Origin of the sequence: Nonomuraea sp. MG754425 (assembly GCF_021699195.1) — a bacterium.
Taxonomy (GTDB): domain Bacteria; phylum Actinomycetota; class Actinomycetes; order Streptosporangiales; family Streptosporangiaceae; genus Nonomuraea.
On sequence record NZ_SSXE01000018.1, the window covers coordinates 37,113 to 63,795 of the forward strand.

General features: G+C 68.6%; 25 protein-coding genes and 2 pseudogenes. 13 read left to right on the forward strand and 14 right to left on the reverse strand.

Annotated elements, in window-relative coordinates; genetic code table 11:
* Window positions 1-81: 81 nt before the first annotated feature.
* On the reverse strand, window positions 82-483 hold the full coding sequence (locus FAF44_RS09265) for a nuclear transport factor 2 family protein (protein WP_237102636.1): 402 nt from the start codon (window positions 481-483) through the stop codon (window positions 82-84).
* A gap of 51 nt (window positions 484-534) precedes the next feature.
* Between FAF44_RS09265 and FAF44_RS09270 the strand changes: the two genes are divergently transcribed.
* Window positions 535-1,089: a TetR/AcrR family transcriptional regulator gene (locus tag FAF44_RS09270; protein WP_237102637.1), complete on the forward strand. Its 555-nt coding sequence runs from the start codon at window positions 535-537 to the stop codon at window positions 1,087-1,089.
* 340 nt (window positions 1,090-1,429) lie between these two features.
* Here FAF44_RS09270 and FAF44_RS09275 read toward each other — a convergent pair whose 3' ends face one another.
* From FAF44_RS09275 to FAF44_RS09285, 3 genes are all read right to left on the reverse strand, one after another.
* The gene (locus FAF44_RS09275) at window positions 1,430-3,100 is read right to left on the reverse strand and encodes a hypothetical protein (protein ID WP_237102638.1); all 1,671 of its coding nucleotides are present in this window, start codon (window positions 3,098-3,100) and stop codon (window positions 1,430-1,432) included.
* Between the two features lie 175 nt (window positions 3,101-3,275).
* Entirely contained in the window at window positions 3,276-4,466 is a 1,191-nt protein-coding gene (locus FAF44_RS09280; protein ID WP_237102639.1) for a DUF2786 domain-containing protein, read from the reverse strand.
* A gap of 386 nt (window positions 4,467-4,852) precedes the next feature.
* Complete coding sequence (locus FAF44_RS09285) at window positions 4,853-5,293, reverse strand: MarR family winged helix-turn-helix transcriptional regulator (RefSeq protein WP_237102640.1); 441 nt, start codon at window positions 5,291-5,293, stop codon at window positions 4,853-4,855.
* A gap of 52 nt (window positions 5,294-5,345) precedes the next feature.
* On the opposite strand from FAF44_RS09285, the gene FAF44_RS09290 reads away from it, so the two are divergent.
* The gene (locus tag FAF44_RS09290; protein ID WP_237102641.1) at window positions 5,346-5,759 is read left to right on the forward strand and encodes a RidA family protein; all 414 of its coding nucleotides are present in this window, start codon (window positions 5,346-5,348) and stop codon (window positions 5,757-5,759) included.
* A 292-nt stretch (window positions 5,760-6,051) separates the two neighbouring features.
* On the opposite strand, the gene FAF44_RS09295 is transcribed toward FAF44_RS09290, so the two are convergent.
* Window positions 6,052-6,813 carry a TetR/AcrR family transcriptional regulator gene (locus FAF44_RS09295; RefSeq protein ID WP_237102642.1) on the reverse strand — a complete coding sequence of 254 codons (762 nt, stop codon included), beginning with the start codon at window positions 6,811-6,813 and terminating at the stop codon, window positions 6,052-6,054.
* Between the two features lie 109 nt (window positions 6,814-6,922).
* Between FAF44_RS09295 and FAF44_RS09300 the strand changes: the two genes are divergently transcribed.
* Window positions 6,923-8,527: an MFS transporter gene (locus FAF44_RS09300; RefSeq protein ID WP_237102643.1), complete on the forward strand. Its 1,605-nt coding sequence runs from the start codon at window positions 6,923-6,925 to the stop codon at window positions 8,525-8,527.
* A gap of 189 nt (window positions 8,528-8,716) precedes the next feature.
* Window positions 8,717-9,075: pseudogene (locus FAF44_RS09305) on the forward strand (ATP-binding protein).
* A 135-nt stretch (window positions 9,076-9,210) separates the two neighbouring features.
* On the opposite strand, the gene FAF44_RS09310 reads toward FAF44_RS09305, so the two are convergent.
* Window positions 9,211-9,867, reverse strand: coding sequence for an SAM-dependent methyltransferase (locus FAF44_RS09310; RefSeq protein WP_237102644.1), 657 nt, complete (start codon window positions 9,865-9,867; stop codon window positions 9,211-9,213).
* A 180-nt stretch (window positions 9,868-10,047) separates the two neighbouring features.
* A complete protein-coding gene (locus FAF44_RS09315; protein WP_237102645.1) occupies window positions 10,048-10,524 on the reverse strand; it encodes a hypothetical protein in 477 nt (158 codons plus the stop codon).
* 115 nt (window positions 10,525-10,639) lie between these two features.
* On the opposite strand from FAF44_RS09315, the gene FAF44_RS09320 reads away from it, so the two are divergent.
* Window positions 10,640-11,188, forward strand: a complete 549-nt coding sequence (locus FAF44_RS09320; protein ID WP_237102646.1) for a hypothetical protein — start codon at window positions 10,640-10,642, stop codon at window positions 11,186-11,188.
* A 234-nt stretch (window positions 11,189-11,422) separates the two neighbouring features.
* On the opposite strand, the gene FAF44_RS09325 is transcribed toward FAF44_RS09320, so the two are convergent.
* Complete coding sequence (locus FAF44_RS09325) at window positions 11,423-12,139, reverse strand: TetR/AcrR family transcriptional regulator C-terminal domain-containing protein (protein ID WP_237102647.1); 717 nt, start codon at window positions 12,137-12,139, stop codon at window positions 11,423-11,425.
* A gap of 109 nt (window positions 12,140-12,248) precedes the next feature.
* On the opposite strand from FAF44_RS09325, the gene FAF44_RS09330 reads away from it, so the two are divergent.
* The 3 genes and pseudogenes from FAF44_RS09330 to FAF44_RS09340 all read left to right on the forward strand — a co-directional run bounded on the left by FAF44_RS09330 (window position 12,249) and on the right by FAF44_RS09340 (window position 13,501).
* Window positions 12,249-12,830 carry an NAD(P)H-dependent oxidoreductase gene (locus FAF44_RS09330; protein ID WP_308193306.1) on the forward strand — a complete coding sequence of 194 codons (582 nt, stop codon included), beginning with the start codon at window positions 12,249-12,251 and terminating at the stop codon, window positions 12,828-12,830.
* 42 nt (window positions 12,831-12,872) lie between these two features.
* Window positions 12,873-13,049: pseudogene (locus FAF44_RS09335) on the forward strand (MFS transporter); the annotation flags it as partial.
* 65 nt (window positions 13,050-13,114) lie between these two features.
* Window positions 13,115-13,501: a transposase gene (locus FAF44_RS09340; protein ID WP_272894276.1), complete on the forward strand. Its 387-nt coding sequence runs from the start codon at window positions 13,115-13,117 to the stop codon at window positions 13,499-13,501.
* A gap of 62 nt (window positions 13,502-13,563) precedes the next feature.
* Here FAF44_RS09340 and FAF44_RS09345 read toward each other — a convergent pair whose 3' ends face one another.
* From FAF44_RS09345 to FAF44_RS09355, 3 genes are all read right to left on the reverse strand, one after another.
* Entirely contained in the window at window positions 13,564-14,310 is a 747-nt protein-coding gene (locus FAF44_RS09345; RefSeq protein WP_237102649.1) for a hypothetical protein, read from the reverse strand.
* A gap of 831 nt (window positions 14,311-15,141) precedes the next feature.
* Window positions 15,142-16,242: a VLRF1 family aeRF1-type release factor gene (locus tag FAF44_RS09350; protein ID WP_237102650.1), complete on the reverse strand. Its 1,101-nt coding sequence runs from the start codon at window positions 16,240-16,242 to the stop codon at window positions 15,142-15,144.
* Between the two features lie 385 nt (window positions 16,243-16,627).
* A complete protein-coding gene (locus tag FAF44_RS09355; protein ID WP_237102651.1) occupies window positions 16,628-17,212 on the reverse strand; it encodes an NUDIX domain-containing protein in 585 nt (194 codons plus the stop codon).
* Between the two features lie 498 nt (window positions 17,213-17,710).
* On the opposite strand from FAF44_RS09355, the gene FAF44_RS09360 reads away from it, so the two are divergent.
* Window positions 17,711-18,025, forward strand: a complete 315-nt coding sequence (locus tag FAF44_RS09360) for a hypothetical protein (RefSeq protein ID WP_237102652.1) — start codon at window positions 17,711-17,713, stop codon at window positions 18,023-18,025.
* A 90-nt stretch (window positions 18,026-18,115) separates the two neighbouring features.
* On the opposite strand, the gene FAF44_RS09365 is transcribed toward FAF44_RS09360, so the two are convergent.
* The gene (locus tag FAF44_RS09365) at window positions 18,116-18,496 is read right to left on the reverse strand and encodes a hypothetical protein (protein ID WP_237102653.1); all 381 of its coding nucleotides are present in this window, start codon (window positions 18,494-18,496) and stop codon (window positions 18,116-18,118) included.
* A 337-nt stretch (window positions 18,497-18,833) separates the two neighbouring features.
* On the opposite strand from FAF44_RS09365, the gene FAF44_RS09370 reads away from it, so the two are divergent.
* Entirely contained in the window at window positions 18,834-19,271 is a 438-nt protein-coding gene (locus FAF44_RS09370) for a hypothetical protein (protein WP_237102654.1), read from the forward strand.
* Window positions 19,272-19,376: 105 nt separating this feature from the next.
* On the opposite strand, the gene FAF44_RS09375 is transcribed toward FAF44_RS09370, so the two are convergent.
* Window positions 19,377-21,833: an ABC transporter substrate-binding protein gene (locus tag FAF44_RS09375; RefSeq protein WP_237102655.1), complete on the reverse strand. Its 2,457-nt coding sequence runs from the start codon at window positions 21,831-21,833 to the stop codon at window positions 19,377-19,379.
* A gap of 574 nt (window positions 21,834-22,407) precedes the next feature.
* Complete coding sequence (locus FAF44_RS09380; RefSeq protein ID WP_237102656.1) at window positions 22,408-23,412, reverse strand: LacI family DNA-binding transcriptional regulator; 1,005 nt, start codon at window positions 23,410-23,412, stop codon at window positions 22,408-22,410.
* On the opposite strand from FAF44_RS09380, the gene FAF44_RS09385 reads away from it, so the two are divergent.
* Genes FAF44_RS09385 through FAF44_RS09395 form a run of 3 tightly spaced genes read left to right on the forward strand, consistent with a single transcriptional unit; the run spans window position 23,411 to window position 26,653 of the window.
* Window positions 23,411-24,781 carry a polysaccharide pyruvyl transferase family protein gene (locus FAF44_RS09385; protein ID WP_237102657.1) on the forward strand — a complete coding sequence of 457 codons (1,371 nt, stop codon included), beginning with the start codon at window positions 23,411-23,413 and terminating at the stop codon, window positions 24,779-24,781. The two genes, FAF44_RS09380 and FAF44_RS09385, sit on opposite strands and share 2 nt — an antisense overlap.
* The gene (locus tag FAF44_RS09390; RefSeq protein WP_237102658.1) at window positions 24,774-25,685 is read left to right on the forward strand and encodes a sugar ABC transporter permease; all 912 of its coding nucleotides are present in this window, start codon (window positions 24,774-24,776) and stop codon (window positions 25,683-25,685) included. Before FAF44_RS09385 ends, FAF44_RS09390 begins: the two co-directional genes overlap by 8 nt.
* Window positions 25,682-26,653 (forward strand): carbohydrate ABC transporter permease, encoded by a 972-nt coding sequence (locus tag FAF44_RS09395; RefSeq protein ID WP_237102659.1) that lies wholly within the window; start codon window positions 25,682-25,684, stop codon window positions 26,651-26,653. Before FAF44_RS09390 ends, FAF44_RS09395 begins: the two co-directional genes overlap by 4 nt.
* The last annotated feature ends 30 nt before the right edge of the window (window positions 26,654-26,683 follow it).

A 26,683-nucleotide genomic window follows, 5' to 3' on the forward strand; every position in this document is an offset into this window, starting at 1 on the left:
GGCTGAGCCCAGCGACATCGCCAACCGCCTCGTCAGCGAGGCGGCCGATCGGCCTGCGAGTGCCGGCGGTCATCGACGGGCCTACGAGCGCAGGGCCTTCATGAGGGGCAGCGGGTTGATGTAGTCGCGGTAGGTCACCACCTGGCCGTCGCGGACCCTGAGCACCGCGATCGGGTGCTGCTCGAACGGCTCGCCGGTGGCGGTGACCACCCCGTGGGCGGCGTACTCGACGATGACCACCTCCGGGTCCACGGTCTCGTGCATCTTCACGTCGGTGTACTCGGTGAAGGTGATGAGCCCTCCGTCGGAGGCCACGAACGCGCCGACCGCCTCCCTCCCGCGCAACTCGCCGGGCACGCCGTCGGGCCGGTACGGCCATTCGAGCACGACGTCGGGGGCCATGAGCTTCAGGAAGCGCTCGTTGTCGCCCGCCAGGCCGGCCCGCAGGATCTCTTCCACGACTTTCGTTGGACGCATGTTCATTGAATGACCGTACAACGAAAATGCCGGGTTGAACACCCGTACAATGAGACGATGGCCGAGCCACCCCGCCGCACCCGCGCCCAGCAGCGCCGCGACACCGAAGCCCGGATCCTGTCCGCCGCCCGCGAGACGTTCTCCGAGCTCGGCTACGAGCGCACCACGATTCGCGCGGTCGCCGCCGCCGCCGGGGTCAGGGCTGGGCTGGTGATGCACTACTTCGGCTCGAAGGAGAAGCTGTTCGCGCGCTGCGCCGACCTGTCCGCCCACGTCCTGGCGCCGGGGGATCCGGCCGAGGCCCTGCTCGGCGCCCTGCGCGAGCGCCTGCGGGACCAGCCGGTGGGCTCGCTGGTGGTGCTGCGCTCGATGCTCACCCACGAGGAGGCGGCCGACGGGTTCCGCGAGGCGGGCCGGAACTGGCTGGACACGATCGAGCGGGCCATCCCCGCCGAGAACGCCGGGCTGCGGGCCGCGCTGATCTCCGCGATCATGACAGGCGTGGTGGTGGACCGCTACCTGCTCAAGCTCAGCTCGCTGGCCGACGCGCCCGCCGAGGACATCCTCGACCTGCTGCGGCCCTGCTTCGAGAGCCTGGCTGAGCCACGGTGACCGGCCTGTCGTCAACGGCTGACTCCCGTGGTCCACAGAGGTTCGCGGTCATGGCGGTCTCGGCAGGGGATCCGAGCTGATCCCCTACGATCCAGCGGCAGAAGCCGGACGCCGCTCCCTCCAGGACGCGAAGTCATCACCTCACCCTTGTGGTGTGCCCCGACCTGCCGGTCCGGGCGCACCGGCACCGGGAACTGACCAACCGACCGGAGCACGCGCATGGCGGCTGCCACGAAGTGCACGTCGTGGCGGGAAGACCCGGCCGGGCTGAGTCGTGTGGTTCGGCGTGCCCAACGACATGGGTGACGGCGATTCGGATCGCCGTCACCCCGCCGGGAGGTTACGCGGGGGGCTGGGAGACGACGACCACGTGGGTGGTCCTCGCCGACTCGACTGTCGAGTTCCCCGCCAGTTGGATGACGTACGTGTGCTTGCCGGCCGTTGTCGGCGTGTCAGCGAAGCTGAACGACCCGTCGGCAGCGGCCGTCATCTTGGCCAGGGCTGTCGAGGTGGTGCCATCGGAGTTGGAGACGTTACGTACGACGGTGACGATGGTGAGCGGGAAGGTGCTGCCGTCGGCGGCGAACGTTCCGTCGAACGCGAGTCGCTCGCCGACGACGCCGGTCGCCGGGCCGGTCACCGTGAGCACCGGCTGGTACAGGTCCACCTCGACGACGGCCGAGGCGCCGCTGCCCCTGAACCATGAGTTGCCCGGCCAGTACAGCCGATACTCGTACGACCCCCATTTCGGTGCGGTATCGGTGAACCGGTACGTGCCGTCCGCCTCCGTGGTGACTTCCTGGAAGGGCCGGGAGCTGCCGTCGGGCAGCCAGCGGTACAGCTCGAGCGTCTGCACGCCGGGCAGCGCGCCGGTGCCCAGCGTGAGCCGCCCGCTGAAGGTCAACTGCTTGAGCGCGGTCGCCTCGGAGGGGGCCGTCATGGTCAGGGTGGAGGCGTGGTAGGGCGAATGCGGCAGCCGCCAGAGGTGCATCCGTCCGGTGTCAGGCTCCTTCAGCACCGCATAGGTGAGGACGCCGTAGAAGGCGATGCTGCCCGCCACCAGCGTCTTCCCCTGGTGGTCGGCCGAGTAGATCACCTGCGCGGTGGCCGGGTCGTACACCACGAGCTCCGCCGCGTCGCCCGCGGGGGAGTTCCAGCCGCCCACGACGTAGGCGCCGTTAGGGCTGGCCGCGACGGCAGTGGGGAGGCCGTGCTCGCTCAGCTCGCCGCTGTCGTAGGCGCCTGTCCTGGCGTTGGTCGTGGTGTCCCAGGCGTCGAACCGGTGGGTGTCGGCCGGCGCCGACAGCGCCGTCGCCCCGTGGTCGGCGAGGGCGAGGTCCCGCAGGGACGTGTCGGCGCGGATGTCACCCCGCGGGGCGGCCGGGGTGGTGCTGACGTCGTACACCCTGATCGAGGCGGGGTCGGCTCCCGGCTCTCCCGCCACCAGTGTGTTCCCGGCGACGGCGAGCAGCGGAGGCTGCGTCGTGCCTGGCCCGACCGGGACGAGGGCGGGTGTCGGCCTCCACAGCTCAAGGGCGACGACGCCTCCTTCCCCCGCTTGGCCGCACCCGTATCCGACCCACAGCCGCTCGTACGACTGGGCCAGCGTGGACGGGCACGGGTAGGCGGTGAGGTCGACCCGCTTGGTGATGGCGAGCGTCGCGATGTCGATCTCGATCACTTCATCCGAATCGCGCAGCGCCGCGTACACCTTCCTGCCGTTGTCCGCCACGGACAGGGCCACCGCACCGGACAGGCCGCTGATCGTGTTGATGAGCGCGCCGTCGCTTCTGGTGACCACGATCCGATCGTCGGCGGCGACGAAGATTTTGCCGCTGTGCCCCACCACGTCGCCGCCCCTGCCGGCGGTGACACCGAGGTCGGTGACGGTGTCGGCGGCCGAGGCGGCGGGTGCCGGAGCGACGAGCAGGACCGCTGCCAGGAACAGCGACCCAGCCAGGGCGACTAATCGGTGGGAGAGAGGAGCACGGCCAGAGCTTGAGAGGCGCACAGGCACTCCATTCGGGAGGACGATTGTCGAACGTATGTTCGCACACTGGATCATCGTCGTCCAGAACGGCCCCAGAAAAGGTGGCCCATCGCCCGCCACCGCAGGCGGACCTCGTACAAACATCAAGGGCTCCGTACCTTCATGCCTGCGCGATGGACGTCCGGCACCCGCAGCGCTATCGGTCACGCGCCTTGAGGCTGGCCTGGTCGGCGGCGGTGCGGCCGGCCTTCCAGCCCTCCTGGTCCCAGGAGGTGCGGATCGCGTGCGAGACCAGGTTCGGGAACATGCGCTCGACCGCCTGCTCCACCTCCTGTTCGCGGGCCGCCAGCACCGGCACCAGGTCGGTGCCCCGGCTGGCGCTCTCCTGCGCGACCGCCTCCGCTGTGGCCTCGGCGAGCCGCTCCCCGATCCTTGCGGCGAACGCCGACAGGAACGACTGGCGGAATGTCTTGTTCCTCGACCGGCCGGTGCCGTGCTTCTTGGTGCCCGAGTTCACCAGCGCGGTCTGCGCCTGCACCAGCAGCGAGGTGAACAACATCTCCACCCAGGACAGGTCCGCCGCGAACCCCAGCACGGTGGCGAACCCCAGCTCCTTCGACCAGATCACCCGGCACCTGTTGGCCTCGGCGACGAGGTTGAGCAGCACGGCCTTGGGCTGCTCGTACGGCGCGTCGATGCCGACCCGGATGCCCGCCGGGGCCTCGCCCCCGCCCGGCTGCGCATCCAGCATCGCCGTGTCGATGCTGTACTTGACCATCAGGCTCTGCGCCGCCGACGTGAACGTCTGCGCCTCCGCCTCGTACGGCGTCGACTCGGCTTTGGCGAGCAGCGCCCGCACCCGCGTGAGCGTCTTCTCGCTGACCGCGTGCGGGCGTGCCCGGACCGTGCGGCGGGCGGCCCCGGGCAGGGGGCCGAGCGACTCCAGCCTGGGCAGCCCGGTCAGCAACTTCAGCAGCTCCAGCACGCCGGAGACGGTCACCAGCCGGCCGGCCCCCGTCCCGTCGCGTGCCTGCCGCGCCGCCAGGTAGCCGCCCTTCCACCACACCACGGCCTCCAAGGCGGCGAGCTGCTCGCGCCAGCGCTCATCCACCGTGGCCGGCGCGTAGGCCCGCAGCTCCCAGGCGATGAGGTCGGCCGCCGTCCGCCCGTGCCAGTCGCTCAGCCGCCTGGCCGCGATCCTGACCACGTCGGCGGGCTGCCAGCCGGTGCGCCACAACCCCGAGATCGCACGGGCCGCGGCCTCCATCAGCACCCGATCGGCGTCGTCCCCGTCGGCCAGGAAGGCGGCGGCGGAGTCGAAGGCCGCCTCATCGTCGCGGGCCAGCGCCTCCAACGCCGCACCGATCAGCTCACTGGCCTTGCTCACACGCGCCGTCCACCTCGAAGATAGTCCGCCAGAACTTCACCGTGACGGAACCCCGTCCCTGCTCACCGGTGCGGCGGAAGGTGGCGAGGTTCGGGCCGACCCCAGCCGTGTCGTTCCCACCGGCGCAAGCCACCTTGAGTCTCGGTTCTCAAGCTGCGGAGAATACTACCCGGAGGCGCTTGAGCGGCCGTGAAGGCCCAGCCCGGACCAGAGACCCTGAGCCCTCGCGCTCCGCCGCCGGTTCACCCAACCGCCCAGGGTGTTGGCGTTGATGCCACACTCGCGCGCCACCGGCGCGACTGTCCGACTGCCTTCCAGCGCGGGGGCCGGTGATGATGAGCAGGGCGGTGTCGGGAGGTGCATGGCCTGGCTTACCGCTCTGGCCGTCATGAGGGGTGGTCGCGCATGTCACGGGGGAGTCGGGCCAGAGTCCGCGCGGCGCGCAGGAAGGTTGCGCGGTCGGCTGGCGGCAGCCGGTCGAGCAGGCGGTCCTCGCCGGCTTGGATGGCGGTGCGTACGGACCGATGAAGGCGGGCGCCTTCGGCGGTGATCGCGAGGATGCGGGCGCGCCGGTCGCGGGGGTCGGGGTCCCGGGTGATCAGCCCTGCGTCCTGGAGCCTGTCGAGGGTGCTGATGATGCGGGTCTTGTCCGCGCCGATCGCCTCGGCGAGGGCGGCCTGCGTGCGTACGGCGGTGTCGGCCAGGGCGGTGAGCACCGCGTAGCCCCACATGGAGATCCCGTGCGCGGCCAGCACGGGCTGCTCGGCGGCGATGAGCGACTGCACCAGGGGCTGCAGCATGGCCGCGAGATCAGGACGAGCTGTCACAGCACTAACCGTACTCGTTGACAGATGATAAGCACATGTAGATTATAGGCGGATGCCTAGTAATTCTGCTGTCCGACTGATTCGCGACGATCGGCTCGCTCAAGCCGTCGACTACGCCTACGCCGCGGTCGCCGACACCCCCGTGCGCTGCGTGTGGGTGGCCGGCGCCTGCCCCCTCGACCTTGACGGCAAGACTGTCGCCCCTGGCGACTACGCCGCCCAGACCCACCAGGTGATGCGCAACCTCGTCACCGCGCTCGACGGCGCCGGCGCGTCCCTGACCGACATCGCCAAAAGCACCGTCTACGTCGCCTCCTCCCGCCAAGCCGACCTCAGCACCGCCTGGGAGGTCTACCGCGAGTACATGGGGGACCATGACGCGCCGAGCACGCTGCTCGGGGTAACCGTGCTCGGCTACACCGATCAACTGGTCGAAGTCGAGGCCGTGGCGGTGATCCGCGCCTGATGCACGTTCGAGCCGTTGGGACGAGCCGCGCGAGGCACGGGGGATCCTGACTGACCGCAACCCCCACCTTTGCGGGGGTGCGGGCATGCTCGCCGCTCTCGCCCCGGTCGAAACCAGCCGCCGCGTGATGCCCTGCCGGACCCGGACCACCTCTGGGGAGGAGCCGCCACGCACCATGATCCTGGTTGGCCAGGACCGCCGGTGCCGCGCTAGGCGAGCTCTGGCGGACGGCCGGCATGGCGTCTCGGCGGCTGTCGGCTCGTCGCTGCCGACGGAAGAACGCGGGAGGACCTCACGATTGACTGAGGTGCCGCGCGGGGGCCAGCAGGTTGTGCACGATGACGATGAGCCCGTCCATGACGCGCTCGAACGCTTCGTCCACGCTCATCAGGGGAGCGGCGGCGACCGCTTCGCGCAGGTGGGGAACGGCCAGGGCGGGATGTGCCCGCAGCCAGAGCGGCGGGACCGGGGTGTGTTCCATGACCGGCTCGCCCTGGTCCTGGCGGTAGTCCACGAGCAGGACGAATCCAAAGACGCGCAGTGTCAGGTCGCTGTGCACGAACTGAGCGTCGGCGACGCTCAGCCCGATGGCACGCAGCATGCCCAGGAACGCATCGGTGTGGGTCAGGCGATTCGGGTGGATCGCGGAGCCGTCGATCTGCTCGTCCAGCGACACCAGCAGGGCGCGTGGATGGCGCCGGTAGACCGCGCGCAGCGCGGCGCCGTACTCCCGGATGCTGCGCTCCCACTGCTCGGGATCAGGCTGCGGCGCCGGCCATTGCTCGATGAACAGCGCGACCGCGCGGGCCACGATCTCGTCGCGGTCCTCGACGTAGTTGTACAGGGCTCGTACCGTCACGCCGAGATGCTCGGCGAGCAGTCGCATGGTCACGGACCGGAAGCCGCGCGCGCCGGCCAGGTCGAGCATCGCCTGGGCGATGTGGTCCTTGGTCAGGGTCGGCCGGCCCTTGCGTGTGAGCGGCCGCCGGCGGCGGGAGCCTTTGGCGTCGGCGGTTTCCGCGCCGGCGGTGGCCCTGTCGGGATCACGAGACACCGTCTGAGCATAGCTCTCATTAAACTTCACACACCGTTGACTTTAGCGTTCGGCCCCGGCACCCTTCTTAGGTGAGCCTTACCAAAATGCACCTCCCCGGAGGTCCCCGATGACCGCGCCGACCGCCGGCCGGCCCGGGACCGTACGCGGGCGCGCCCTCCTCGGCCTGGTCATCGCCGGCACCGCGCTGGTCGTGATCGACATGACCATCGTGACCATCGCCCTGCCCGCCATCCAGGCCGACCTCCGCGGCACCCTCGCCGGCATCCAGTGGGTGATCATCAGCTACATGATCACCATGGGCGCGGTGACCCAGGTCGCCGGCAGCCTGTCCGACCGCATCGGCCGGCGTCGCATGTACCTGCTCGGCATCGCCCTGTTCACCGCCGCATCCATCGTCTGCGGCGCGGCGCCGACCACCGTGGTGCTCGACCTCGCCCGTGCCGTCCAGGGGATCGGTGGCGCCATCCTGATGGTCAACGCGCTTCCCCTGCTCTCCCGGCAACTGGACGGCGAACGGCGCAACATGGCCATCTCCACCTGGGGCAGCGCTGCCACCGCGGCCGGCCTGATCGCCCCGCTGCTGGGCGGCATCCTCGTCGACACGCTCGGCTGGCGTGCGATCTTCCTGATCAACGTCCCGATCGGCGCCGCGGCCTTCGTGATGTGCCTGCGAACCCTTCCCGCCGACGTCACCACCCGGGATCGACGGGGAGCCCGGCACGGCCGCACCGACTGGGCGGGCACCACCCTGCTGATCGGCGCACTCGCCCTGGCCAACCTGGCCCTGCTACGCGGCGAAGACCAGGGCTGGGGATCGGCGGCGACCTTGACGCAGCTCACGATCGCCACCGTCCTGTTCGCCGTCTTCCTCCTCCTCCAATCCCGGACCGGCGCCCCCACCCTGGACCTCGCCCTGTTCCGCAAGCCCGCCTTCACCGGCGCCGCCCTGGGGATCTTCATCTCCCGCGTCCTGACCATCGGCGGCACGGTCTACTTCGTGCAGTTCTTCCAGGGATCGATGCACCTGAACCCCACCCAAAGCGGCCTGCTGCTCACCCCCGTCTTCCTCGCCCAGATGGCGGCGGGCATGCTCGGCGGCAAACTCCTGAGCCGATACGCTCCCGGCCACGTCATCGCCGTCGGCTACGCCTGCAAAGCGGCCGGCGCCGCGCTGCTGGCGCCGGCCTTCACCCCGGCTGTCTCCCCGTGGCTCCTGATCGTCCCCCTGCTCATCTGGGGCGTCGGCGGCGGCATCGCCGGCGCACCGGTGATGGCCGTCGCGATGAACGTCACCGACACAGAGCGGGCCGGGATGGTCGCCGGCACGATCACCAGCCTGGCCTCCATCGGCGCCGGCATCGGCACCGCCGTCCTCGGCGCCGTCTACACCGCCCGCATCGCCGACGTCATCGCCACCGCGTCACCCCTGCCCGCCGCAGCGCGCGAGGCCGTCCTCTCCGCCGCCGCCGACGGCGACATCCAGCACGTCCTGGACCTCGCCCCCGCCGCCACCCGCGCCACCATCGAGGCCCTCCTCGGCGACGCCATCGCCTCCGGCGCCTCGGCCGTGCTCTACAGCTCCGCCGGCCTGGCCCTCATCACCATCGCGCTGGTACTGACCCTCATCAGCCAACGCAACCTCCCCCGACCCGCAGCAAGCAACCAGCGGGCCGACCCACATCCACAGCAGGAGGGACGGCCCAGCCCCTGATCGTCCTCCATCGCATCGGCCTTCGAGATCCATCGAGGCCGTCCGCCGCCTTGGCCCGACCAGGCAGCATAGTGTGACCAACTCGGCGGGGCCGATCACGCGCGAGGCCCACGGTGCGCCCTCAGCGGCAGGTGCCGCGGTATGGAAGGCAAGTCCCACCTGCTCATCGCCCTGGGCGCCGAAGCCGCCATGGCCGGCTACCGAGTCAAGTACATCCTGGCCGCATCCCTGGTCAACGAACTCGTCCTGGGCAAACCATCGCCCGCTACGGCCGCTACGACCTGCTCTGCCTGGACGAACTCGGCTACCTGAAACTCGACGAACGCGGCGCCAACCTCCTGTTCCAGGTCCTCACCGAACGAGAAGAACGCGCCAGCGTCGCCATCGCCTCCAACGAGTCCTTCGCCGGCTGGACCAAGACCTGCGCAGAGCCGCGCCTCTGCGCTGCGATCGTCGACCGTCTCACCTTCAACGCCGCCATCATCGACACCGGCACTCGTTCCTACCGGCTCGCTCAGACTGAGGCCCAGCACTCCCTTCACGGCTGACCGCGGTCAGCCCGTCGTTCAGTGCGTGAGCATCGCCTGCCCGCTCGACATGAGCTCGCGCGCCCGCTGGGCAGGCGATGCTCACGCCATGCAGGGTTCGGGGACGCAGTCCCCGAGTCCGCAGGCGGACAAGGGTCAAGCCCGGGGGCTGGTGTCCTTGAGTACGTCGTAGCCGACGAAGTGGAACATGCGCTCGCCGAGAGCCAGCGGCTGGGGCCGGCCCGTGAAGCGATGCACCCCTACGCCGAAACCCGCCTGCGGGTCGGAGAGCCACGTCCGGTCGAATCCTCGGTCCTCGAACCAGGTGCAGATCCGCGGGACTCGGTCTGGCGCGCTGCGGTGCCGCGTCCAGATGATGGTGGCACCGGTGGCGCATAGCTGTGGGCAGAAGCCGATCGTGCGCTCGATGTCCTCGTCGGTGATGTTGCCGAATATTCCGCAAGCCAGCACGATGTCGGCTGGCACCATGTCCTGGTAGTGGTCGGTGAGCGCAGCGTCTGCCGTCACCACCTCGACTTGGTCCAGTCCGGCGGCTGCGGCCGCAGCCTGGGCAATCGCGGTGTTGCGCGGGTCCAGTTCGACCATACGCGCCCGGACATCGCCACGACGGGGATGATCGACTATCGCGCCGAGAAGGTCCCGGCCTTGCCCCGAGCACAAGCTGATCACCTTCAGCCGACCAGGCGGGCGAGCGTCCAAAGCCAGCCGAAGCTGGTCCTGGACGACCTGCAGTCGCCGCGCCAGGACGGAGTTGTCAAGGTCGTACTCGTCGTGCCAGGTCTGCCAGTCCATGGCTGCACCCTACGGTCGCCCTGTCGAACAGTCCCAACGAATATTGCTAGCAAGCCCACCGCCTTGCCGTCGCGCACGTCGCGTAGCTGGGTCCGGTCGCCCGTCTGGATCAGCGAGACCTGGCCGCCCGGGCCGAGCCTGCCGAAGTTGATCGAGGAGTTCGCCGGGGAGATGGAGAGGTCAGAGGTCAATGGAGAAGACCCGGTCCTCGATGAGGTAGCGGAACGTCCGGCGCTCGAAGGCGCCCTGGGGCTGCTCACCGCCAATGTCCGCGTTGCTCAGCAGCGGCACCGTGGTGAGAAGTTGCGCGTCGGCCATTCGCCGGAACTGAACCTCGTCGTCGGTGATCGAGGCGAGCAGCTTCCCGTCCCCGCTGACCGTCACCGTGCCTGCGTTCCAGGCTCCTTGCGGGCCGGCGCCGTCTTTGAGGCCGATGTCCAGGACGGACCCGTCCTTCAGGTTGGTCAGGCGTACCGTCTGGGCCCGCGGCGTCGCCAGCCATGTGCGGTCCGCGCCGGCCACCGCGCCGGCGGCGGCAAGCCGCGTGCGCTCGCCGGTCCGTGGGTTCCACCGCTGTCTCTTGCCGGGATCGCCGTCAGTGAGTACGCGTGATTCGATGCGCCCGGCCCGGACAAAGTTCGCATCATGACAGCTCATGGCGACTCCTCCTTCCTGGCGAGGAAGTCGCGGCGGAGCCCCCGTCCTTCAGGCGGGGGAGGACGCCGACAAGTCGTACTGAACTTCTGAGCCGTCTGCCGCATCCAAGCTCAGCATGAAGATCCTTACCGCGTTCGCCGCAGCCGCGACCTTGATCGCCGTCCCCGCCCCGGCTCAGGCCGCCACCCCGGCCTGTCCGGCACCGTCCCAGGCGGAGCTGAAGGAGACGAAGACCGACAAGCCGGCTCATGGTGCGAAGGCCCTCAAGGGGGTCCGCGTCCAGCACCTCCCCAAAGGCTTCGTCTACGGCCAGGTCGTGGCCGCCGAACACGATGGCGTCACCGAGTACGGCTACCGCTGGTCCGACGACCGCGACAGCGTGGACCGCAGGCACCGGAGCCTGTGGGTGCGGGTGGTGTGCTGGCCGAAGGCCGACAAGCCGGCGTCCCTGACGAAACTGCCCGTCACTGAGGGCAGGTTCGCGAACGACCCGCAGGTCGTGAAGCTGGGCGGCAGGAAGGTTCTCAGCATGGAGGGCGACGGCGCGCTGGGGCACGGCCGGTACGTCGGCTGGGTGCATCGTCAGGGCGTCGTCGTGACCGTGATGGCCAGCCGGCCCCTGGCGCCAGAACTGGCCGCCGTGATCAAGGGCATCAAGCTCTGACACGTGGATCAACCTCAGCCAAGCAGGCGGCAGCGAACCCAGGCCAGTGATCGCCGGTCAAGGTTCGGTCGGGGACAGGGCGTCAGTGCTGTTACGTGCCCGGCCACTTCGAGCTGACCGGGAAGAGCGCCAGATCCGCCTGCATCGTGAATCGTCGCAGGGCGACAACCTGTCGTCCGTCTCGACGCATGGTGCTGAGTCGTTCGCTACCCGCATGACCTTCAAGGGGCGCCCTCAGATGGTCACGCGGGCGGCGATGCCGTCGAGGAGACAGTTGAGGCCGAGGTCGAACTGCCCTTGCCTGTCGTCCTTTCGGGTGGCGGTGCGCAGGTAGTGCTGGTAGGTGGGGTAACGACCGGTGCGCATGTGCCAGGCCATGAGGGGGGCGAGTTCGGTGCGTAGTTCGTCGTTGGTGGACAGGCTCTGCGCGCTCATGAAAGCCTCGACGGCGCTGTCGTGACTCATGGCGCCGTGTACGTAGGCGTCCACGCTGCGGAAGATGCCCATCATGGTGTCGGGGTCCAGGCCGAGGCCGTCGAGCGCCGTCAGGGTCTGCTCGGCCACGGCCATGCGGCTGGGGGTCAGGGCGAGCTTGGTCTGCGGCGGAAGCTGGGCCAGCCACCGGTGCTCCAGCATCAGCTCACGGGTGCCCATGGCCAGGGCGTGCAGGCTCTCTCGCCAGCCGAGGCCGGCGGGCAGGCGCATGCCTGCGTAGACGTGGTCGACCATGAGTTCCAGCAGGTCGTCCTTGCCTGACACGTAGCGGTAGGGCGCCATGGGGGCGACGCTCAGTTCTGTGGCCAGGCGGCGCATGGTGATCGCCTCCAGGCCCTCGGCGTCGGCTACCGCGACGGCGGCCGAGGCGATGCGCTGCGCAGACAACGTCTGGCGGGGGGCCGGTGCGGGCCGTTCCAGCCGCTCCCACAGTGGTGCGCTCTTGTCGGTGGCCATGCCATCGTCCCTTCTCCTCACCTGCGATACAACGTACCGAAAGTAGACAACGTACACTTCCATGTGTACGTTGTATCCGCTCGATACAGTGTACACAGAAGGGCCACAAGTGCTTGAGATCGCCGTTATTCTCGGCAGCACCCGTGAGGGACGCTTCGGACCCTCCGTGGCGAACTGGCTGCTCGACCACCTCCAGCAGCGTGACGACATGAGCGCCGACCTGGTCGACCTGGCCGAGACGCCGCTGCCGACCGTCTTGCCCATGCTCGGCCGGCCGCCCGCCTCCCAGGCGGACAGAGATCTGCTGGCGGCCGTCTCGCCGCGCCTGGCGGCGGCCGACGCCTTCGTCATCGTGACGCCCGAGTACAACCACAGCTTCCCGGCCGCGCTGAAGAACGCCATCGATTGGCACGGCGTCGAATGGCAGGCCAAGCCCGTCGCCTTCGTCTCCTACGGCGCCTTCTCCGCCGGGCTGCGCGCGGTCGAGCAGCTCCGGCTCGTCCTGGCCGAGCTGCACGCCGTCACCCTGCGTGACACCGTCGGACTGCAACATCCGTGGGCGCAGTTCGACGGCGACGGCAAGGCCCTCGACCCGGCCGCCGACGCCGCCGCCAAGGTCATGCTGGACCGGCTCGCCTGGTGGGCGCACGCGCTGCGCGACGCCAGGGCCGCCCGCCCCTACACGATCTGAGCCGTCACGACACGCCTGGGCGTCTTCGAGCTGCTGACCGGCATGTTCCTGGCCATGCTCGACGGCCTGATCGTCGGCACCGCGCTGCCCACCATCGCCGGCGATCTCGGGGATCTCGACCAACTTCAGGGGGTGGTCACCGCGTACATGCTCGCCGCCGCGGCCACCACCCCGATCTGGGGCAAGCTCGGCGACCTGCTCGGCCGCAAGGCCACCTTCGTCTGCTCCGGCCGTCGCCCTGCGGCCCGGCGCCGGAGCCGCCCACCACGAGGCCGCCGTCACCCCTGACCTGCTCGCCGCCGAGCGGGGGCCGCTGCCAGCAACGCCGCGCCACCTTCACCGGCTTATGCGGCGCCTGCCCGCTGCGCGATCGCTGCACCACCGCCACGACCGGCCGCATGCGGACCATTCGCCCGCACCACGACCTGCGGGCCTCCGCCCGCCGCCAAGCCGGCACCGACCCCGCCTGGCAAGCCGATCACCGCCGCTCGCGGCCCATGGGCGAACGCGCGGTGGCCTGGCTGGTCGCCCACGGCAACCGCCGCCCTCGGGACCGCCGCCAACGACCGCTGGCCCCACCACCGCGCCGCCGCTCTCAACCTCCGCCGCTGGTCAACCTCGGACTCACCCACACCAACGGCACCCGTACACTCACCCCGATCGCCCCTTAGCAACAGGGTGAGCGACTCATTCACCAAGATCTTCAGGACATTGCTAAGGCCAGGCAGTTCTGTCAGGTGTTCGGGTCAGTGAAACAGACCATGTCTTCGCCGCCGGACACCAGGACCATCCAGTACACGCTGTTGTCGTACTGGTTCTTCTTGCAGTGGTCGGCGTGGGCGTCCGGCGGGGCCCGGTAGACGTCCGAGACGACCATGATCCGGTTGTAGGACTTGGGCACGCGGTCGGCGTTGCAGCCCACGGCGGTCGACAGGCCGAAAGACAGGTTCTGGTTCCCGGAATCAACCGCGAGGACGCAGTAATTCTTCACCCAGATCCGCCTGAGGCAGAGTGTCGTGGTCTGTCTCGACATGGCGGAGGAGTAGCGCCATGAGTCCTCGGCGAGGCCGTTGGGGCAGATCAGGCCGCTGCCTCCGGTTTGGGTGACATAGAAGAGACCGGCATAGTTGCCGCGGCAGGAGACCGGTTCGGGTGGCTTCGGCTGACTCCAGTCGTCGCCGTAGCCGGTGCGGTAGATGGGCAGGCAATCGCCCGCGCTGACGGATCGGAACGCGTCCTCGGTGGGGTCGTGTTCCGGTTCTTCCGCTTCGGAGTTCTGCTCGGATCCGCTGTCCTGCTCGTTGTTGTCCGAGTCGCCGCCCACCTCGATCGGGACCTCGATCGGGACCTCGATGGTGATCCCGGGCTCGTCGTCGCCGGAGCTGTCGTTAGGTTCGGCGCTCGATGTGATCTCGTGCTGAGAGGTGCTCGGCTGGTGGGACGCCGTGTCTCTGTTCTTGCGGTCGCAACCGACCAGCATTGCCGGAATAAGCAGCCATATCAGCGATGCACGGCATATACGGCGATATCCACATTTCATATGGGCCACCCCGTGTCACGAGAGAGCTGCGGTGACGCGAGTTTGCCACAGCGCGCCGCGCGGTACGGTGGACTTCGGAAGAGCACGTCCCCCATGTCACGGTTTCGGCATCGCACCTCTAAGGCGTGTTTCCTTAGTGATCTCTACTTGAGATGATCACTGTGTGGGTCGCGGGGATCCGACGGATGCACAGTGGGCAGTGCTGGAGCCGCTGCTGCCGGACTCGGTCGGACGAGGGCGTCTGGGCGCAGCTCATCACCAAGCTGCAGACCCGAGCGGATGCGGCCGGGCTGATCGGCTGGCAGGTCAGCGTGGACTCCACCATCTTGCCGAGCCCACCAGCACGCCAACTGCTCCCGCAGCACGCTGTTCCGTTCCCGGGCCTGGTCGGTGGTCGCGTTCGTGGCTTGTAGCGGCCGACGCGTCGAGTGCTTCCTGGTGATGGTCATGACGATCGCCCGAAGCCGCCTGCGCACCCGACCCGGCCTGACCGCTCCTGAGGTCAGGGCGCCTTGTTGACCATGTTGAGAATCGAATGTTCGCTTTGGCCGGGGCCCTCTTCACGACCCGCCGGCGGGTCACCAGAACGTCGGAAAACGCGTGGCGAACGCAAGGGGAATCATCACCTCCCGCGACGGCTGCTGAACGTCAGCCGGTCCACGATCTACACGTTCATGCCCGAACTCGCCACCGGCCGCCGCGCTGTGACCATCCTTGCCTCGGAGCGCGGCGGCCCGCCGCCCGATGGTGCCTCGCGATCGCGACGACCGCTCACCAGCGCAGCATCGCCGCCACTCCGCCCGCCTCGGCCAGCTCGCCCGCCGCCCTGCTCTCCAGCACGGTGACCTCACCTCCGTGCTCGAGGGCGAGCTCGATCATCTCCTCCTCCAGTTCCTCGGGGGCGACGGGCTTGGGCGGCGCGGCCTTCCACCCGCCGGCGTCGTCGAGCAGCAGGTGCTCGACCCGGCCCTGCCGCAGCAGGGAGAGGATGTCGTCGAGGCCGACCGCGCCGTTGCCGCCCGACAGGGCCAGGTCCCGGGCATGCACGGCCAGGGCGGCGTCACGCCGGGCCCGCACCTCGTCGAGGGTGGGACGGACGAACGCCAGCACCTCCGACGGCGACAGGGCGGGATCGAGCACGGCGTCCATCTGGATGATCTCCGTGCCGGCGGGCAGCGCTTCGCTCAGCACCGAGGTGTCGCGGGGGTCGCCCACCAGCAGCAGCGTCTCCCAGCCCAGCCGCCGGGACTCCGCTGCCACCTGCGGGGCCGACTCGCGCAGGAACCTGGCCAGGTGTTCCTCGACGCGCTGGTCGAAGCGGTCGGGGTGGATGCCGCTCCGCGAGAGGCCGGGCAGCGTCGCCGGCCCCTTGGCGGACCCGCCCGCGGTCGCCAGCCTGAAGTTGACCGGCTCCAGCTCGTCGGTCAGGCCGTACCGGCAGTCGAACAGCCGTACGCCGTCACGCCCCACCCTGACCACCCCGGCGGGCCTGTCGGCCTGAACGGCGGTGACGAGCGGCAGCAGATAGGCGTGCTCCCTGAAGGTGGCGAGGTCGCCCACCGGGAGCTGAACCCACTCGGTACGGACCTCGTCACCGGCCACCTGCGCGAACAGGGCGCGCCCGAGACCGGGACCGGCCGGGTCGAGCAGCTCGTCGATCCGCGGCTCCAGCAGGTCGAGGCGGAGGCCCGCGAGCCTGGCCCGCTCGTGGTCGGGGTCCGCGGACAGCTCCTGGCGCAGCGCGGCGATCTCGCTGCGCAGCCGGGTGCGCCCGGCTTGCGTGCCCGGCTCCATCGTGGTGTAGAGCGACAGCACACCGACTTCGTCGCCGAAGGCCGCCAGCTCGCGTAGATCTGTCTGGTCGAACACCATGACGCGCTCACCTCCGTGGGCGGGGCCCTGGCGCGGGCCCGGCGGTGCGGGGTGGACCCAATTTTATCCCGCAGCACGTTCTCGCTGGTCAGCGGCCTGCCGGAGTGCTGGGTTAGGTGGGGCGTTGATTGCTCCCTTGGCGACCACCAGCCACCACACCGGCCCGTCGGCAGCCACCGCACGCTCAGGCCGGGAGAAACGAGGCAGCACAATGCCGGAAGACCCCTGAATATCCGTGTGGCAAGTACCCGGAAACCCTACTTTCCCGACATGCCTGACTACTTGACGTCACCCGAGACAGCCCTGCCTTCAACGGCCTTCAGCGCCTACGTGGCGGCTCATGGCGCAGGTTGACCTCGCTGTCTCTTGGAGCCCTGCGGCGTCGTCACGTGACGTCTTGTCCAGGCCGGGGAAGGTCGGCCGTCTGGACGGAGTTCGGCGGCCGGAACTCCGGTACGGGGCCTGGACGCCAGAGGTTGCCCAGGAACGGGATCGTCGGCGGCAGCGTGCGATCATGCAGGCCGCGCAGGTATCCACCGATCGGCGGGCGCAGCGGCAACCGGCTGAGCAGCGTGACCGGGACGAACTGCGGCCGCAGAGCTGGCTCGCTGCCCACCGGTTCGCCGGTGGCGTGCTCGGCGAGGAAGACGATGTCGATCGTCCGGTTCGTGCCTGCGGGCGCGATGGTCTCGAAGGCGAACGCGCACCGCGTCGGTTCGGCCCGCAGGCCGCTCTCCTCGACGGTCTCGCGGCGGGCGCAGGCGGCCAGTCCTTCCCCGGGGTGCGGGTCGCCGCCGGGCAGCACCCATTCGGGCCGCCCGTCGCGCACGCGTCTGATCAGCAGGATCCTGTCGCCGCGGAACACGATCATGGAACAGCGCAGCCGAACCACGGTGTGATCGTTGATGGCCTCCCCATGAGGACGCTCATCGGGTGGGGGAGACAGGTGGACGGTGGTCATCTTCCTCATCGCCTCTCCATGCGAGGTCCTGACTTGTGCCAGGAACCATCAGCCCGGAGGCGGTTCGGGCGGCTTGGCCGCCCCGGTGGGGTCCATCACCGTCACTAAGAGTTTAGTCGGTGGCGAACTGCGGTCAAAAGTGAGGGCTTGCCCCTTGTGGGGGGCGCAGCCTCGGCTCAGACCCGCTTCGGCCCCACGATCGCCGAAGGCGAACATCATGCGCGTAGACATCGGCGCCGAGGAGACGAACGGCCGCCCGCGTCTTCGTCACCGGTCTGCACGGCCATTGCCGCGCATCCTGGGCCGGGCAGGACTGCGCGACTCTCTTGCGGAACGCACCAACCGCCAAGCGGTCCGGCATCTGTCCGCCCGCGGCGACCGCCGGCCGCCCCCACAAGACCGGTGAATGCCCCGTGGCTGACCTGGAGCAGCGTTCATTCCGCCAATAAAGTCCGATCTATCCCGGTGGGCACCATAGGGATGCCCTCTCGAACGAAAGGATGCGCCGTGTACAAACGAATCGTCGCTGGGCTCGCGTTGAGTCTCGCCGGCCTCGTCGGTACAGCGCTCGTGCCGTCAGCAGCCGTCGCGGCACAGCCCGTCCTGGCCGCAGCCGGCTCTGGCGCGGGAGCGAAAACCCTCGTGATGCCGTGTGTCTCCAATTGCACATGGAGTACGGGTGTCGGGACAAACAAGTTGCAGATCGACATGCTCAGGACCATCGAGACGGTGAATTTCGTGCAGATGGGTTACACCATCGTGTCTTCTGTGACGCAGGCAGCACGTGGTGGCTGGGAGGGGGTCATTCGGTACCACGTCTGACGATGGAGTCTGGGCAGCGGCCCAGCTTGTCGAGGCTTTGCGGGTCGGCCGGGAAGACGGGCTGGAGACGGGTTCGCAGGGACGAGGTCGTCACAGATGTGGTGGAGATGTCGGCGTGGCCGATGACTCGGGAGACCACCTCGATCGAGACGCCATCAGCAGGCGCGTCGCCGCGGTGAGCCGATACCAGTGCGGGTCAAGGGCGGTCCCGGTCTTGCCGGCACAGCCGTCGCACCAGGTCGTAGGCGCCTCTGCGATGCGGATCCCGCTTTCGTAGAGCAGCGCGAACAGGAAGCGGTCGCGCAACCGGTCGCACGCGTCCGGGATCGTCCGCACCTCGACGACCGTGAGCACCCGCGGCAGCTCGCGCGCCGCCTTGAGGCTGATCGTGCTGCGCGGTTGGAGCCCGCCCTTGCTGATGTGAGGCAAGAACGGTTTCCAGATCGTGCTCCGTCGCCCGCCGGCTGCCAAGTGATCAGCAAATCGCCCAGGTCGACCCCCTGGCGAGCGGCGTGCCAGGAGAACGCCGATAGCGCGGACAGTTCCAGGTTCGCCGTCGCCTCGGTGCAGTGGTGCTCCACCGAGGGCAACGGCGCGATGTTCCCCTCGCGCATCCCGGGCGGACGGCGCAGCCAGGCCACATACTCGCCCAGGTCCTCAAGACGTACCTCGCGAGGAAGCGGGAGAGACACCCGGCCGAACGCGGGTGGGCGAAGGCGTCGTCCGGCCGCACAGACGGCGGCGTCTCCCTGTCCCTGCCTGAGTACGACGGCGGACGCTGCGCCCCGTGGGCTGGTATGCAAGGCCCATGGGATCAGCGAAATCGCGCCACGTGGCCGCCGCGCTGCTCGACCTGTCGGTCGCCACCGGGGTGATCCTCTTCGTGCTACGAGTCGTCTCGTTCCCGCGCGACACCTCGGTCACCGTCAGCCACATCATCCGCACCGAGGGGTTGTTCTTCCTGCCGGCGCTCGGCCCGGCGGTGGTCATGACGGTGCTCGTTCTGCGGGGTTCGCGGGCGGGGCGCATGCTGGCGCTGGCGACGGCTCCGCCGTACCTCCTGGTGCTCGTCTTCACCTCCCTGGTCTCGCCCTTCGACTTCGAACGCGGCGGGGCCACCCTCGTCGGCCCCGAGGAGCCGCCCTGGTACGCCACCGTTTACTGGATTTCGTGCGTGGTGCTGTTCGCCGGGCGGTGGTTCTCCGGATCGTCGCGGTTCGTCGCCCGGCCGGAGGCGCAGCGGTAGCGGGAGCCGCCACAGCGGCACGGCCGGACCGTCGGCCGGCTGGTGTGGCGACTTCGTGTCGCACCACTGCGCACCCGCTCCTGTTCAAGTGTCTGCGTACGCGCGTTACGACTCGGTCGGTTTGCAGTTGGCGGCTTCAGCGGTGGGCCGGCAAACCAATGCCGCCCGGATCGGCCTGCCTGACTCGACGGTCATGAGCCATACCTCGCGGCCCTGGGCGTCGTGGTTGCTGGCGTGGGCGGAGAAGGAGACCTTGCCGCTCGCGCCGTCGAACTCCTGTCCACGCAGGTTGTAGTGCACGCCGCTGCGGATGTCGCCGGTACCGCTCTGTGTGAGGTAGGCGTTGAGCGCGATCGCGACGGCCTGGGCCGCGTCATAGCCGAAGGCGGCGTGGGCGAAGGAGATGTGGGATGACGTTGCAGCCGCCCATTGCTGCAAGGTCTTCTGGCCCTGGTTGAGCGAAGTGTCACGGACGTCAGTCAGTGATACGAAGGACATGCTCACATCGTGTTTGTCCGGGTTGGATCGCACGTCATTGGCGACGGAACCGGTGACGTCGTCCGATGCGAGCAGTCTGATCCCTTGTTTTTCGCATGAGGCCCCCCACGCGAGCTTGAGGCTGCTCAGGAAGTCGGCCCTGCCCGTGTAGTAGATCACCTTCGCGCCCGACGCGCAGGCTTCCTTCACCGCGTTCTGGAGTGAGGCGTTGTCGGCGAAAGCGTGCTCCGTCTTCTCCGCTCCGTACTCCTTCCAGAACAGATCCTTGAGGTCCTGGCTGTAGAGCTCACCTGGCTGCTGCTGCCAGACGACGGCCACCTTGGGCCGTGCTCCCATCCCCTTGGCGAGCGCGAGTGTGTCAAGCCAGTGCACCGTGGCCTTCATCTGCAGGCTGTCCACGACGGCCAGCCGGAACAGGTAGGCCGACGGACGGCCTGCCACCACATTCGCGATCTTGTCCACCGTGGAGACCGTGCTGACCATCGGAACGTTCGCCTTCGTCAGCACCTCCACCGCCTGTCTGACCTCCTCGCGGCTCCAGGCGAACCCCACGGCGGCCGCCAGCGACGAGTCTTCCCGCGCACGTTCCCCGACGCCGGTAGCCGCGAGCTCGGCGCTGAGAAAGTCCTGGCCGGTGTTGGCGAATACGACCTTCATCTTCCAGTCGGACTTGCTCCTGTTGTAACTGGCCTGATATGCGCCTATCCCGGCCAGCTCGCCCGCCACCGCCGTCATCTGGCCGTCCTTGAAAGCCGCGCCGGGCTGCGTCGTCAGCGGGCCGAGGTAGGCGATCGTGAACACCTTGGAGTCGAACGGAATCTGGCCGTTCTGCTCCTCTATCCGGTTCAGTGCCGGCTGTACGAACGGGTGCGGCGCCATCTTGTCCAGTGGCCCCAGGCCCACGCACTGCTCGGCCACCCTGTGCAGTTCGGTACCGCAATCCACGGTGGCCGCCAAGGTCGCGGTAATCGGCGCGCCTATCAGTATCAGCACCACTGCCCAGAAGGCCAGGGGGCGAATGGGAAACAACCTTGCGCTACTGTCGGTCCCCGGCTGGGGGCCGTCCTTTTCCAGCTTGATCACGAGGTATGGGCTCGGCCTGACCCTGCGCATGGTTTCCTGCCATGTGCGGTAGAGCTCGACCGGACCCGCCGTGCCGCTGGTGTCGAGTTCGGCGCGGTGCACGGTCGGCGGCTCCGACGTAGAGACGACCAGCAGCAGCGGGCCTCGCTGCCCCGTGCTGACCCTGACCATGTCAACCAGTTCCATGAAGCGGCGGCCCGCCCTGCCGAGGTCGGCGTTCTTGATCCTTACCACGGGATAGGTGTGGCGGCCCCAGCCGGGCCAGGGAATCACGCGACGTCGGTAAGCCTGGCGGAGGTCCTCGAGCAGCGCGGTGACCATCAGCCTCTCAACCGCCTCTTGCCGCTCGGCCTCGTCCCGGCCGGGGTCAGCGAAGCGCATCGCGTAATCGATGAGGTCTTCGCCCTCCAGGCGCCTCAGAAAAGGCGCCTTGCGAAACCAGCGATAGAAGATCAGGCCGCGGATCAACAGCGCGGCGTGTAGCAGGGCGCAGATGACGGCCACGGCCGGGCTGACTAACCAGAGCACCAGGCTGACGCGGTCCATGAGATTCTGCAGCCCGAACGCGACCAGCCCGGAGGCCGGTAGCCAGGTGGTCATGGTCCTGCTCACGTAGTCAGCCCAGCGCCGCAGCGCCGGTCCCGTGAACGCCTCCTTCCTCCGCCATTCAGCCAGAGATCGCTGGTAGGCGTTGCGCACGACCACGGGGTTGGGCGGACTCCCGGCTCCGGGAACTTGGAGGTTGCGCTCGCCCCAAGCCCAAAGGACGAATCGGGTCAGCGGGAAGCGGAGAGGCGGGAGCAGCGTGCCCTTGACCCAGCGCGCCAGGAGGCCGTCAACGCCCGTCAGCCGCTCCACGATCGCCGTGACGTCGGAGAAGCCGGTCGCTTCCGCATCGATCTCCGCATGCGGCGCCCGCCGGTCGAAGTGCCGCGCCTTTTCGACCGCCTGCTCGGCCAGTTGCATGTCGCCCGTGAACACCAGAACCGGTCGTCCGCCTTCCCTGGACAAGGGCGAGGGGCGGCGTACGGCCTTATCAATCACCTGATATACCGGGGTATATGGCATGCGTGATCAAGCCTCCGGATTGATGGTCGAACCCCCTGCGCGATTTGCTAGGGCGAGCGTACGTCGATCAACGCGTCATCTGCCCGGATTCTCCAGATCGCATGGTTCAGTGATGCCCGCCTCGAAGTCTCTTGGGGTTGAGGGATTGAGACTGGTCGTGCGTCGACGTTCAGGCCCGCCCGTGTGGCGGTTCGCCACCACCGCGGTCGTTGGGCGACGGGTGCGGCTCCTTTGACGGACCGAGTTGATCAGATGATGAGCTGGTTGTCGTGCCGGCCATGGACGCGCTGGTGTTCTTGGCCGAGATGGTGGCGCCAGTATTCGGGCAGACCTTGACGACCCTGCTGGTTATGCCGCAGCATGCGTGGCGAAAAATTCGTCGCGGGCTCGTTGCTCCTGCTGGCGCAGCGCCACCGATCATGGCCACCCGGGCCCCACCACAGAGGCTGACGGCAGTCGAAATGAGCCGCGGGCGATCATGCGAACGCTAATCGCGGATCCGGGTCAGAGCAGTCGCTGAGTCACGGATCACCAGTTTGGGTTCGGGGTCGGTGATGACACCGCCTGCGCTTGGCCGCCCCGCGATCAGGTCGTAAAGCGCCTCGACGCCGGCCCGGCCGAGTTGGTACATGGGCATCCGGACTGCGGTGACGGCCGGGCGCAGGTGTTGCATCAGGTCGACGTCGTGGATGCCGACCACCGAGAGCTGGCCGGGGATGGCGATGCCGAGGTCGCTCGCGGCGGCCAGGACCCCGACCGCGCTCATGATGTTGTTGACGACGATGGCGGTCGGCGCGGTTGCCGCCTGCATGGCCTGCCGGAGCCCGTCGGCGCCGGCCTGCTCGCCGAACCCGGTGGCCAGGTGCGGAGCCGGTGTCAGGCCGGCGGCGTCCATCGCCTGCCGGTGGCCCAGGTAGCGCTGCTGGGAAAGGTATCCCAAACCCCCGACGAAGACGATGTGGCGGTGGCCGAGGTTGACCAGGAACCGCGTCGCGATCTCGCCCGCGCGGCGATCGTCCACGTCGATCCAGGGATGGTCCAGTGCGTGTTCCAGGACGAGGATCGGCTTGGGGTGGGAGCGGAGTTCAGCCAGCACGTCGTCGTCCAGCAGCCCTTCGCCGCGGATCAAGATACCGTCGACCGTGCCCTGGCTGAGCAGCCGGGTCAGGAACTGGCTGCCGGAGCGCATCGTTTCGGCATCGCCCAGCAGGACCGTCGCGCCGTGCTCCGCCGCCGCCTCGTAGACCCCGTGCCGCAGCGGTCCGTAGACCGGGTTGTCGAGCTTGTTGAGGATCATCGCGATCATGTCGGTTTGGTTGAGCCGCAGCGAGCGCGCCGTCTGGTTCGGCTGGTAGCCCAATTGCTGCATCGCCCGGAGCACCCGGGTGCGGGTGGATTCCCTCATCCGGGTGTGGCTCGTGCCGTTGACCACCGCCGACACCACGGCGAGTGACACCCCAGCCGCCCGTGCGACGTCACGTTGCGTTGCCATGGTGCAAGCCTACTCGGTTCTTGACGTAACGTCTCACCATCCCTATTTTGAATTCACGTTACGTCACGAAGGAGTTCATATGACAGCGACATGTCGCACCGTCCTCCTGCGGTCCTCCTGGGCGACGGTGAACATCGGCGACGTGGCTCACTCCCCTGGCGTGGTGCGGGCGTTTCAGCGGTTCGCCCCCGAGGTCGAGGTCATCCTCTGGCCGGTGCGGCTGGAGGAGCGCGAACGATCCATGCTGCGGCACGCGTTTCCCGACCTGCGCGTCGTCGATGGCACTCTCGGCGGGGACGGGCCGAGCACCCCGGAGTTGGCCGCCGCCATCGACGGCGCGGACGTCCTGATGCACGGATCGGGCGCCGACGCCTTCCAGGGCACCGAGATCGATTGGTGGCGCGAGCACGTGGGCCGCCCGTATGGGTACTTCGGGGTCACCGTGGATCCGCTGTGCCCACCGACCATGGCGACGCTGCCGGAGCTGGCACAGATGGTCGATCTGCTCCCACCGTCCTATCTCGAGGACGACGTCAAGGACCGTTTCGACAGCGCCGACTTCGTGTACTGCCGCGAAACGCTGACCCTGGCCACCCTGCGCGGCCAGAAGATAACCGGGCCCGACCTCGCCTTCGGGCCGGATGGCACGTTCGCGTTCGACCACACTGACGCCGTCGCCGCCGCTCGCCTGCTGGAGGGTTTCGGCCTGCAGCCCGGTCGGTTCGCCTGCTTCGTCCCGCGGCTGCGCTACGCCCCCTATGCGAAGATCTACGGCACGGAACCGACCCGCGAGCAGATGCGGCGCGACGCGGTCAACCGGGCCACCGTGACGCACGACCTGGCGGTGCTGGCGGCGGCGATCGAGACCTGGGTACGCGTCAGCGGCCTGCCGGCCGTCGTGGTGCCCGAGATGAGCTATGCCGTCGAGCTCGCTCACGAGCAGCTTCCCAGCCTGCTCAGCCCACAGACGCTCGCTCAGGTCCGGATCCTGGACCGGTACTGGCCGCTGGAGGAGGCGACCGGGGTCTACGCCGTCTCGTCGCTGGTGGTCAGCATGGAGTGTCATTCGCCGATCCTGGCCGCACGACATGCGATCCCGACCGTCTACCTCCGGCAGCCGACCGAGACCACGAAATCTCAGATGTTCGCCGACCTCGGCGCCCCGGACCTGGTGATCGAGCTCGACCATCGTGCCGCGGCGACGGTCGTCGCGGTGGTCACCGACATCGCCACCGACCCGGCGCCCGCGGTCGCCCGGAGCAGGAAGGTCGCGGCCAATGCCGACGACCGGCTGCGGGCGGCGGTGCGAGCCTGCGTCGCGGGCCGGCCCATCGGCCTGCCTGCACCGGTGGAGAGCGGCGATGCATAGCCTGCGCGACCGCTGGCGGCGCGACCGGGTCCTGCTGCTGCTGGCGCTTCCCGGGGTCACGGCGCTGCTGCTGTTCCACTATCTGCCGCTCGGCGGGAACATCATCGCGTTCCAGGACTTCCAGCCGTTCCTCGGAATCTGGCACAGCCCGTACGTCGGGCTGGACAACTTCGAGCCGGTGCTCACCGGCGACCCGGTGTTCCTCAGCGCACTCGCCAACACACTGATCATCACGCTGATCCAGGTGGTCTTCGTGTTCCCGCTGCCGATCTGCCTCGCGTTGATCCTGAACGCGACCATCAGCGAACGGCTCAAACGCCTCGCCCAGTCGATCCTCTACATGCCGCACTTCCTGTCCTGGGTCATCGTGGTCGCCCTGTTCCAGCAGATGTTCGGCAACGGCGGGATGCTCAACGCCTGGCTGCGCTCGGCCGACCTGTCCACGTTCCACATCGTCGGCGTACCCGAGTTGTTCAAACTCATGATCACATCGCAGGTGATCTGGAAGGACACCGGCTGGTCGACGATCATCTTCCTCGCCGCACTGTCCAGAGTGGATCCGGCGCAGATGGAGGCCGCGGTGGTGGACGGCGCCTCGGCGGTTCGCCGCCTGTGGCATGTGACCCTGCCCTACATCCGCCCGGTGATCGTCCTGCTGCTGATTCTGCGGCTCGGTGACTCGCTGTCCGTCGGGTTCGAGCAGATCATCCTGCAGCAGGCACAGGTCGGCGCCGGCGCCAGCGAAGTACTCGACACATACGTCTACAACCACGGGATCGTCGGCGGCGACTGGGGCACCGCGGCCGCGGTGGGGCTGATCAAAGGCATTGTCGGTGTCGCGCTCGTGCTCGGCGCCAACCGGTTGGCCCACGCCCTGGGCGAGCAGGGGGTGTACGCCAAGTGACGAGCCGATCTGTGCCGACCGCGGTGTCCGTGGCGCGCCCCGCCGCGGGCACCGGGCCGCGGCGGCCACGCTCGGGACGCAGCCGGCGTCCGGCCTGGATGGGCGAGCCCAGCAAGCTGGGGTTCGGTGCGCGGGGACTCGTGCTCGGCCTGGGCTGCCTGGCGGTTCTGGTGCCGTTCTGGGCGGTGCTCGTGACCAGCATCGCCTCTCCGGCGGAGGTCAACGGGGCGGGCGGCTTCGTGCTGTGGACGAACCAACCGACGCTGGACTCCTACCGGGCCGTCCTGTCCGGCGGAATCGTCACCCGTGCGCTGCTGGTGAGCGCCGGCATCACCGCGGTCGGCACGGCACTCAGCCTCGTCGCCACGATCGCTCTGGCGTACGCGCTGTCGCGGCCAGGTTCGTTGCTGCAGAAGCCGATCCTGCTGATGACGGTGTTCACCCTGCTGTTCAACCCGGGCATCATCCCGATGTACCTGGCGGTCAAACAGCTTGGCCTGCTGGACAGCTACCTGGCACTGATCCTGCCGGTGCTGGTGAACGCGTTCAACGTCATCGTCATGCGCGCGTTCTTCCAGGGAATCCCCGGCGAGCTGCGGGAAAGCGCCTATATGGACGGTGCCGGGGAGATGCGCATCCTGCTGCGGATCGTCCTGCCACTGTCGAAGGCGGTCGTCTCCGTGATCGGGCTGTTCTACGCAGTGGCGTACTGGAACGCCTTCTTCTCCGCGATGTTGTACCTCCAGTCGTCGGAGAAGTGGCCGCTGCAACTGGTGCTGCGCACCTACGTCGTCAACAACACCCCGATCGGGTCCGACCAGCTCAGCTCGAACGTGGAGAACCTGCCACCACAGATCTCCGTCCAGATGGCGATTCTCGTCATCTCCGTCCTGCCCATCCTGTTCGTCTACCCCTTCATCCAGAAGCACTTCGCCAAGGGACTCATGGTCGGCGCCGTCAAGGGCTGACCGGTCGTCCACACAATGTGGAAAGAAGAC